The following is a 544-nucleotide window of genomic DNA, read 5'->3' as shown; positions in this document are numbered from 1 at the left end:
ACTTCCCAAATCAAGTAAGATATTTTTACTTATATTAGCACTTATACTTAATACTTTGTCTATGTCCGAACTTGATATTTTAGACAGTAAAGATAAGTTTTCTTCTTTTAGCTGATATGAGACCTCCATTCTCTCGCTTATGGAAATTTTTACGGATTCTTTTAACAAATTAAAAAGGTCTACCTTTTGAATGCTTTTTAAACTTTCATCAGATAGACTTTCTAAAATTTTATTGAATTTTCCTCTAACATTACTTTCTACTAAGGCATCAATTTTATCTTCTTGGCTTAATAGAAGCTTACTATCTTTTTCTTTAAACTTATCTATCAGTTCATCTAGTAAGTTTAAATGCTTTTTGCTATCATATTTCCATAACTTTACCTCAGAAATATTATGATTAATACTTACTGTTTGCCTTATGTCGAATATATATTTTATCCTTCCACTATCTATATCTAAAAGTGGTATTCCTTTTTCGCCTCTTTTAACGCTTCTACCTATACTTTTCCAATAATCAAATTCTGCACAGGCTGTTGCTTTTGGA

The 544-nt window shown here is 28.7% G+C and carries 1 protein-coding gene; it reads right to left on the bottom strand.

Annotation, left to right across the window (positions count from 1 at the left end):
* The coding region (locus HMPREF0072_RS10340) for a hypothetical protein (RefSeq protein WP_004830364.1) at positions 1–544 on the bottom strand (544 nt) is incomplete at both ends.

Origin of the sequence: Anaerococcus lactolyticus ATCC 51172 (assembly GCF_000156575.1) — a bacterium.
GTDB classification, from domain to species: domain Bacteria; phylum Bacillota; class Clostridia; order Tissierellales; family Peptoniphilaceae; genus Anaerococcus; species Anaerococcus lactolyticus.
The sequence above is the reverse complement of the archived record's forward strand: the minus strand, read 5'-3'. Positions and strand labels throughout refer to the sequence as shown.